The organism is Zooshikella ganghwensis DSM 15267, from assembly GCF_000428585.1.
Classification (GTDB): domain Bacteria; phylum Pseudomonadota; class Gammaproteobacteria; order Pseudomonadales; family Zooshikellaceae; genus Zooshikella; species Zooshikella ganghwensis.
The window spans coordinates 1-7,193 of the sequence record NZ_AUAF01000193.1; the positions used below are offsets into that span (position 1 = coordinate 1).

At 42.4% G+C, this 7,193-nt stretch carries 8 protein-coding genes; 5 read left to right on the forward strand and 3 right to left on the reverse strand.

Going from position 1 to position 7,193, the window contains the following annotated elements; translation table 11 throughout:
• The coding region (locus F607_RS31390) for a transposase family protein (protein ID WP_420864448.1) at positions 1-225 on the reverse strand (225 nt) is incomplete at its 3' end.
• A 53-nt stretch (positions 226-278) separates the two neighbouring features.
• Here F607_RS31390 and F607_RS34340 point away from each other — a divergent pair.
• The gene (locus F607_RS34340) at positions 279-464 is read left to right on the forward strand and encodes a hypothetical protein (protein ID WP_027709992.1); all 186 of its coding nucleotides are present in this window, start codon (positions 279-281) and stop codon (positions 462-464) included.
• A 135-nt stretch (positions 465-599) separates the two neighbouring features.
• On the opposite strand, the gene F607_RS0123310 is transcribed toward F607_RS34340, so the two are convergent.
• Positions 600-1,544, reverse strand: coding sequence for a TolB family protein (locus F607_RS0123310; protein WP_027709993.1), 945 nt, complete (start codon positions 1,542-1,544; stop codon positions 600-602).
• A 167-nt stretch (positions 1,545-1,711) separates the two neighbouring features.
• Between F607_RS0123310 and F607_RS31395 the strand changes: the two genes are divergently transcribed.
• Complete coding sequence (locus F607_RS31395; protein WP_051311764.1) at positions 1,712-2,626, forward strand: type 2 periplasmic-binding domain-containing protein; 915 nt, start codon at positions 1,712-1,714, stop codon at positions 2,624-2,626.
• 2 nt (positions 2,627-2,628) lie between these two features.
• On the opposite strand, the gene F607_RS31400 is transcribed toward F607_RS31395, so the two are convergent.
• The gene (locus F607_RS31400) at positions 2,629-3,924 is read right to left on the reverse strand and encodes an efflux RND transporter periplasmic adaptor subunit (RefSeq protein ID WP_051311765.1); all 1,296 of its coding nucleotides are present in this window, start codon (positions 3,922-3,924) and stop codon (positions 2,629-2,631) included.
• Positions 3,925-4,152: 228 nt separating this feature from the next.
• Here F607_RS31400 and F607_RS0123325 point away from each other — a divergent pair, with 228 nt between their 5' ends.
• From F607_RS0123325 to F607_RS0123335, 3 genes are all read left to right on the forward strand, one after another.
• A complete protein-coding gene (locus F607_RS0123325; protein ID WP_027709994.1) occupies positions 4,153-4,887 on the forward strand; it encodes a glutathione peroxidase in 735 nt (244 codons plus the stop codon).
• 107 nt (positions 4,888-4,994) lie between these two features.
• Positions 4,995-6,449, forward strand: a complete 1,455-nt coding sequence (locus tag F607_RS0123330) for a dihydrolipoyl dehydrogenase (protein ID WP_038292130.1) — start codon at positions 4,995-4,997, stop codon at positions 6,447-6,449.
• 132 nt (positions 6,450-6,581) lie between these two features.
• Entirely contained in the window at positions 6,582-7,022 is a 441-nt protein-coding gene (locus tag F607_RS0123335; protein WP_051311766.1) for a CBS domain-containing protein, read from the forward strand.
• Positions 7,023-7,193 lie beyond the last annotated feature (171 nt).

Below are 7,193 nucleotides of genomic sequence, written 5' to 3' on the forward strand. Positions count from 1 at the left end.
GTCATGGGAAGGTATCCCATTAGGCAATTCTAGAAAGCCTTGAAACCATGCTTCCTTGGCCTTACCAAATCGCTCAATAGCAACCCAATCATCTGCTCCACACAACGCAGCACAAATCGTAATAGTAATGATATCAACCAACGTATGACGACGATGGCGTTCAACTCGAGGGTCGTCTAAGTGACTAAAATGATCTGCAATTGTATTATTTTTTTCCAATGTGATGCTCTAAGTCAGTTGCTAATCATCCTATTATACTGATTTTGTTGTATTTTTATATGCGATTGCCCTGTACTCAATGGTGGATAGTTCGTGACCCTATTGCAAAAGAGTTACATATAGCCACTTACGATAGTCTTGGAACATGGACAGTTCGTTTCAAAGACTTTAAGTTAAACTCAGGTAGTAAACCCGTTTATCTTGACTTAAATGCTGCTACAGAAATGCCAACACTAAAACCATAAAAAATACTAGTAAAAAAATATGTTGAGCTGCATGGCCATTCAGGATGTTGGCCGTGCCTCAAGCTAGGCGAAAAAATAGTCTACGGCAGTGGTGATTCAAATAGTGTTAACAAGCCCTAACAACCGTATATGGTTTTATAAGTTATAAAGCGTCACCCCTTTTCGCCCTGACCCTCCTGCTGGTGCCGTAAAAACCTGTTCAACTTTTTGAGTATTAATATTAATCCGTTGAAAACCGTTTCTTGAAATAAAAATCCAGTTTTCATGAATTCCCAAGATAGGTGAATCACTTAACGTGGTCAAATGTTGTTTAGTTTCAAGGTCAAGCAAATCATAGCCAAATGCCAGGTAACGACCGTCTTCTGAAACACTATTCAAATGTAATAACGATTGGGGTAAATAATCAAAGCTGCCAGACTTTACTTCATTGAAAAGTAAATCATAAACAATGTACTTTCCTTTTTTTATTGCAAAAAAATGCTTACCCTCATTAATTAAATACAACCCCGCATTTTTCTGATGCTCCACAATAGATAATGACTCTGTTTTAAGTGAGAATACTTTTGTTTCGTAGGCTCTATTGATCATCACCCGCTGGCTATCCGGATACCACGTAAAATGGGCAGAAGCCACTCCCTCATCGATTACTTTTCGCGCCCTAGTAGCTAAGTCCAATAATACAATTCGTTTTTTATCACTGATAAACGTATAGACTATATAACGATTATTCGGCGAGCGAACGGGTTTTGATGAAACCACAACGGAGTGTCGATAATCGCCATATAACTCTTCAGCTGTCGCCACTTGTCGTAAATCAGAACCATCCAGTTTAATTGACCAAAGCGTTAACTGTCGGCGATTTTTCTCATGCGGGGGAATCCACAAAAATTGGATACGTGGTTGATCATAACTTGCAACGTTAGATAAAACCTCTAGTGGAACTTGTTGAAAAACTGTATTTTCATCAAGGGTAAATTCACTCTCACGTTTTTCAGATGATTGACCTTCTATCTTTTTATCATTTTTGTCTGTGGTAGTGGTAGCTGGCTTATCTTGTTGAGCGTTATCACAAGCATTCATATATAAACAGCACCATACAATGATGATGTGTTTAACCCATAACAAACCGCTCGGTATTCGCATTAGGTACTCTTTACCCGATCAACTATGCTTACTAGCATTATAGAAAACGAAGAAACTGGATAGACTCGATTAACCACCTTCATCTTCTCTCAAGGAAGAATGATATGTCAAAAACTAGCTTATCAATCTTCATTGCTATGCTGTTTTCCCTGACCAGCATGGCCAGTGATATTGTCATCCATCCTCGCGCCCAATCTCACAAAGATACCCGTTATTTAGACCTTATTACACTACTGCGTAAGGCTATGGATGAAACCACTCAGACTTTTGGTGACTACACTTTACACGCCGCTAAGCAAGTTGTTTCTGAAACCAAGTCTATAGAGCTGCTTGCCGCAGGTACCAATATTTTAACGGTCATATGGACATCATCCTCAGAAGAAAAAGAAAGCAAATTGACACCTATCAGAATACCTTTACGCAAAGGGATTCTAGGCTATCGACTCATTTTAGTCACCGAAAACACTCAAGAAAAACTCCACGATGTAGAGTCCTTAGATCAGCTCCGTGAATTTACCGTGGGACAGGTTAAGGGCTGGGGAGATGTTGCTATCTATAAACATAATCAATTCACAGTGGCCACCAGTCCAACCTATGAATCATTATTTCAACTCGTAGCCACAGATAAAATTGCCTTATTTCCCCGAGGTATTAATGAAGTTTTTAACGAATATCGCGCCCATAAAGGACGTTTTCCTCGTATTAAAATTGAAGAAAAATTACTTCTATATTACCCTTGGCCTTATTATTTTTTTGTTGCCAGAGAAAATGACAGGCTTGCCAAAAGAATAACCTCCGGTTTAGAAAAAATGATCAAAAATGGTAGCTTTGATGCCATCTTTAATCAGTTTCATCAAAAAGCAATCGAACAAGCTCGCCTTAGTGAACGGCAGCTTTTTGTTCTTGAAAATCCACTCTTACCCGCAAGAACACCGCTACAAAGGGAAGAGTTATGGTTAAAGTTAGCCGTATCCCCTGATGGGACACCCAATGAAAGTCAAGAAGTGACAACAGAGTAGATTTAAGGGGTCTGTTCATCTGAAAGATTGCTTTTAATCACTCGTACTTTAAGTCCAGAAACGGCATCAGGTAAATGAGTTATCATCACCTGATCGCCAACCTGTAAAGCATCGCTATGAATAAGCACTCTGAACTTTCCCTCAACTGACGTATTTCTACCCAGTAACCTGACTGGCACTCCCTGTAAAACCCCCTGCTTTACGCGATAAACCATATTATCGTTATAAATCGCTTGCGGCGGGAGTGCGGTAACATCATCTTGAGGAGGTAAATGAATTAATAACGACACAGGTCGGCCAATAGCAAGCCTTTGTGATGTACCTTCTATCTTAAAAAATGCATCTAAGCCCCCGCGCCCTTGCCTTACAGCATGTGCTAACCGTATCAAAGTAATAGGCAGTGACTGATTATCCAGCACCAACTTACCTGTGATGGTTTGCTGGCGATCCATTGCCTCTTGAATATCAGGCAGATAGCGCGATGGTAATTGCGCTCGTACCTCTATAGTTTCAGCATCGTAAAGTGTGACCAATGATTCACCAGTTAATACCCTGGCACCTGGCGCAGTATGTAAAGAGACAATTTTTGCCTGGTAAGGTGAGCGCACAATTGATCGCTCTATGTCCAGCTCTACTTGCATTTGCAGCGCTACAGCACGTTGTAGTTGTGCATTCAACTGTAAGAGACGGTGTGGATGATCGGCAATCTGAAAACGTATATTTGTTATATTCAACGCTTGCTGCGCAAACTGTCGACGAGCCTCATCAAGCTGGGTCTCTGAAGCGGCATTTTTACCACGTAACGACTGCTGCCGAGCGACACCGCGCTCAGCAATGGCTAACAAGGTTTGCTCATCCTTTAATCGTTGAAGATCCGCTTGATAGCGTTGCTGCTCTGCAGTAATACGCGCCTCAATATCTGCCACCTCAGCCTGCCGCTGTTTTAAGAGTAATTGCAAATCACGATCATCTAACTGCACTAAATGATCCCCCGGGTTAACACGATCACCTTCACGAACCTGCGTGGCTTTAACAAATGCAGTCACTGGTGCTGTCAGTTCTGTTTCATAGGGGGACTCCAGCACACCATAGAGTTCTATGACAGAAGACAATGCTTGTTTAAGCACTTGCTGGACTTTAATTTGGGTAATTATCGGTAGCTGTTCACGACGCTCAGGTGTCTTTGCAGTCCATTTTAATGCTGCAATAACACCAGCAGTCACCCCAACAAGAGCCGCAAAAAGGACAAATCGTTTCACCGCATTGTTGTACGTTTTGTTTCCATCCAATAGCATCATACTTAATTTCTTTTGTTAACAATTACAAGCATAGCTGACTGCCTTTCTAGCGTCTGAACGACTGATTAGCCTTGTTAATTAACACCCCTCACTCGTTATAGCTTTCTGCTATGACCAAGTTTAAATAAATCAATTTAATTTATCCAACCAAAGGCTTCATACTTAAACCATCAGATCAACGATTGGTAACAACCTTTTATTAATCCAGTTTATAGCTGAGGAAAACCCATGTTAAACAATCAAGAAGGCTTAACAATCCCCAATATCAGTATTCAGGTCCGCGCAAATAATGAATGGCAAACACTGACAACAAATGACTTATTTCGAAATAAGCGTGTTATCGTATTTGGTTTGCCTGGAGCATTCACCCCCACTTGCTCATCCAGTCATTTACCTCGTTATGACGAGCTTGCACCTGTCTTCTTTGCTAATGGTGTTGACGACATATTATGTGTATCTGTGAATGATACTTTTGTCATGAATGCCTGGCAGCAAGATCAAAAACTACAACACGTTAAAATGCTACCTGATGGTAATGGTGCTTTAACAGAAGCCGTCGGAATGCTAGTGGATAAAAGCGACTTGGGATTTGGTAAACGAAGCTGGCGGTATGCCATGGTGGTTAATGATGGCGTTATCGAAAAAATGTTTATTGAGCCAGAAAAGCCTGGTGACCCCTTTGAAGTCTCAGATGCCGATACCATGCTCAATTATATATGCCCGCAAGCACAAGAGCCTGCGTACTATACCCTTTTCACCAAGGCTGGCTGCCCTCATTGTGCTCGTGCCAAAGCCATGCTTAACGAACGAGATTTAGCCTATGAGGAAATAATTGTACAACAAGCGGTAAGTCAACGTGGGTTTAAGGCGGTTACCGGTGAAAACACTGTACCTCAGGTTTTTCTCAAAGGCCAGCATATTGGTGGGGCAGATCAACTGGCTGAATTCCTGGCTGACGCTTAAATGATTAATGATTAGGATCGAAAGACAATATGGCCTGAGTTTTCAGGCCACAGAAACAGAACATACCCATACTGTAGTGTATGCCTCACATCAAGAGTAAGAACACCATGAGTAATGAAATATCAGTAGATGTTGCGATTATCGGATCAGGAACAGCAGGCCTCGGTGCCTATCGAGCAGCCAAAACACATACTGACAGTGTTGTACTCATAGAGTCGGGTGCTTATGGTACAACCTGCGCACGTGTGGGCTGCATGCCAAGCAAATTATTAATTGCTGCCGCAGAGGCTGTTCACCATGCAAGTCATACAGAACAGTTTGGGGTTTACACCCAAGGTCCCGTTGCAATAAATGGCCGAGAAGTTATGGCAAGAGTTAAGCGGGAACGAGATCGCTTTGTAGGCTTTGTACTGGAGTCTGTGGAGGCCATTCCTGCTACGGATAAAATTAAAGGCCACGCTCGCTTTATAAATAAAGAAACCTTATTGGTTGACGACCACACAAAAATTACCGCCAAACGCATCGTTATCGCAACAGGGTCTCGCCCGTCCTATACTGCAAGCTTCGCTGAACTAGGTGACCGCTTAATTATTAATGATGATGTATTTAACTGGGATGATTTGCCCACTTCCGTCGCGGTATTTGGGACTGGCGTTATTGGCTTAGAACTTGGCCAAGCACTTCATCGTCTAGGGGTCACGGTCCGGATATTTGGCTTAGGTGGCGCGATTGGACCACTCACTGATCCAGAGTTACTGACTGAAGCTAATCAGTTATTGGCTGAAGAACTTGCCATTGATGCCGATGCCAATGTAACCCACATGAAGCGAGTCAATAACCAGGTTGTCATTTCTTTCAAAGATATCCAAGGACATGAACACACAGAGCGTTTTGATTATGTACTTGCCGCCACGGGCCGTCGCCCCAATGTAGACCAGATTGGATTGGAAAATACAGAGGTAAGACTGAACAATCTGGGGATTCCTATCTTTGACCGGTTCACACTACAGTGTGATGACCAACCTATCTTTATTGCTGGTGATGCTAACAATGATATTCCGTTACTCCATGAGGCGGCCGATGAAGGCCGAATAGCGGGAGATAATGCTGGTCGCTATCCTGATATTCGAGCAGGTCAACGTCGGACAACTATTGGCGTCGTATTTTCAGACCCTCAAATTGCAGTAGTAGGCAGGTCTTATCAGCAACTGCAGGAGACGCATGGCCAATGTGGCTGTTTCGCAACAGGCAAAGTCTCTTTTGCAGACCAGGGCCGTAGTCGCGTGATGGGTATTAATAAGGGTAGCCTGCATGTCTATGGCGAAAATGGCACAGGCATCTTACTTGGCGCAGAAATAATCGGCCCTCGTGCAGAGCATCTAGCTCACCTACTTGCTTGGTCGATTCAGCAGCGCTTAACGGTAGCTCAAATACTGGAAATGCCCTTCTATCACCCGGTTATTGAGGAAGGAGTGCGCACTGCACTTCGTGATCTGAATAGTAAATTACATCTTGGTCCAGCAATGATTAAACACTGCCTGGACTGTGGTCCAGGAGCATAAATCTTTTGGTAACAAACTCTTTGATATAACAACCAATAAAATGGATCTGTAGCGTTATACAGGTCCTGCACTTAAATGATCTACACTGAAAATATGAACTGACGTTTAAACGTATTATCTAGGTAATAAATCATGGCTAAAACTGCACAAAGTACCGCAACCAAGCAATTACCCATTTTAGTCAAAGATTACATGACAGCACACCACTTACCCTTCACCTGTGGTACACCTTTAAAAGTTGTACTTGATCGCTTGATGCGCGACCACCTAAGCGGCCTTCCAGTAATTAATGAAGACAAGGAGGTAATAGGTTTTGTGTCAGAACAGGATTGCATCAAACAGGTACTGCAATCATCTTATTTTTGTGACCAAAATGCGATTGTCAATGATGTCATGCGAACAGATGTCCTTACTGTTTCTCCCAAAGAAGATATTATTAATTTAGCTCAGCAAATGATAGCCCATAAACCCAAAGTATACCCCGTTGTTGAGAATAATAAGCTAGTCGGATTAATCACACGTACAGATATTCTCAGAGCGCTTGCTGAAAATATAACCCACTGTGTTTTTTAGCATTATTTTTGAGCAGCCCTGGCATGATGAAGACTTAGTCAAGCTTCTAATTAAGCATACGACAAGTCATAACGCTCCCGCAGAGCGGGAGGCTTGACAGCTATGAGCAGCCCCAAGGGCTGCCAATGTTAAAGTTCAGTGTTTAACATTAGCTTCCGTGTTAAAAATCAC

Excerpts from the sequence above, each read along its gene's own strand:
- F607_RS0123325 (WP_027709994.1), top strand. The coding sequence starts at position 4,153 with ATGTTAAACAATCAAGAAGGCTTAACAATCCCCAATATCAGTATTCAG.
- F607_RS0123330 (WP_038292130.1), top strand. The coding sequence starts at position 4,995 with ATGAGTAATGAAATATCAGTAGATGTTGCGATTATCGGATCAGGAACA.
- F607_RS31395 (WP_051311764.1), top strand. The coding sequence starts at position 1,712 with ATGTCAAAAACTAGCTTATCAATCTTCATTGCTATGCTGTTTTCCCTG.
- F607_RS34340 (WP_027709992.1), top strand. The coding sequence starts at position 279 with ATGCGATTGCCCTGTACTCAATGGTGGATAGTTCGTGACCCTATTGCA.
- F607_RS0123310 (WP_027709993.1), bottom strand. The coding sequence starts at position 1,544 with ATGAATGCTTGTGATAACGCTCAACAAGATAAGCCAGCTACCACTACC.
- F607_RS0123335 (WP_051311766.1), top strand. The coding sequence starts at position 6,582 with ATGGCTAAAACTGCACAAAGTACCGCAACCAAGCAATTACCCATTTTA.
- F607_RS31400 (WP_051311765.1), bottom strand. The coding sequence starts at position 3,924 with ATGATGCTATTGGATGGAAACAAAACGTACAACAATGCGGTGAAACGA.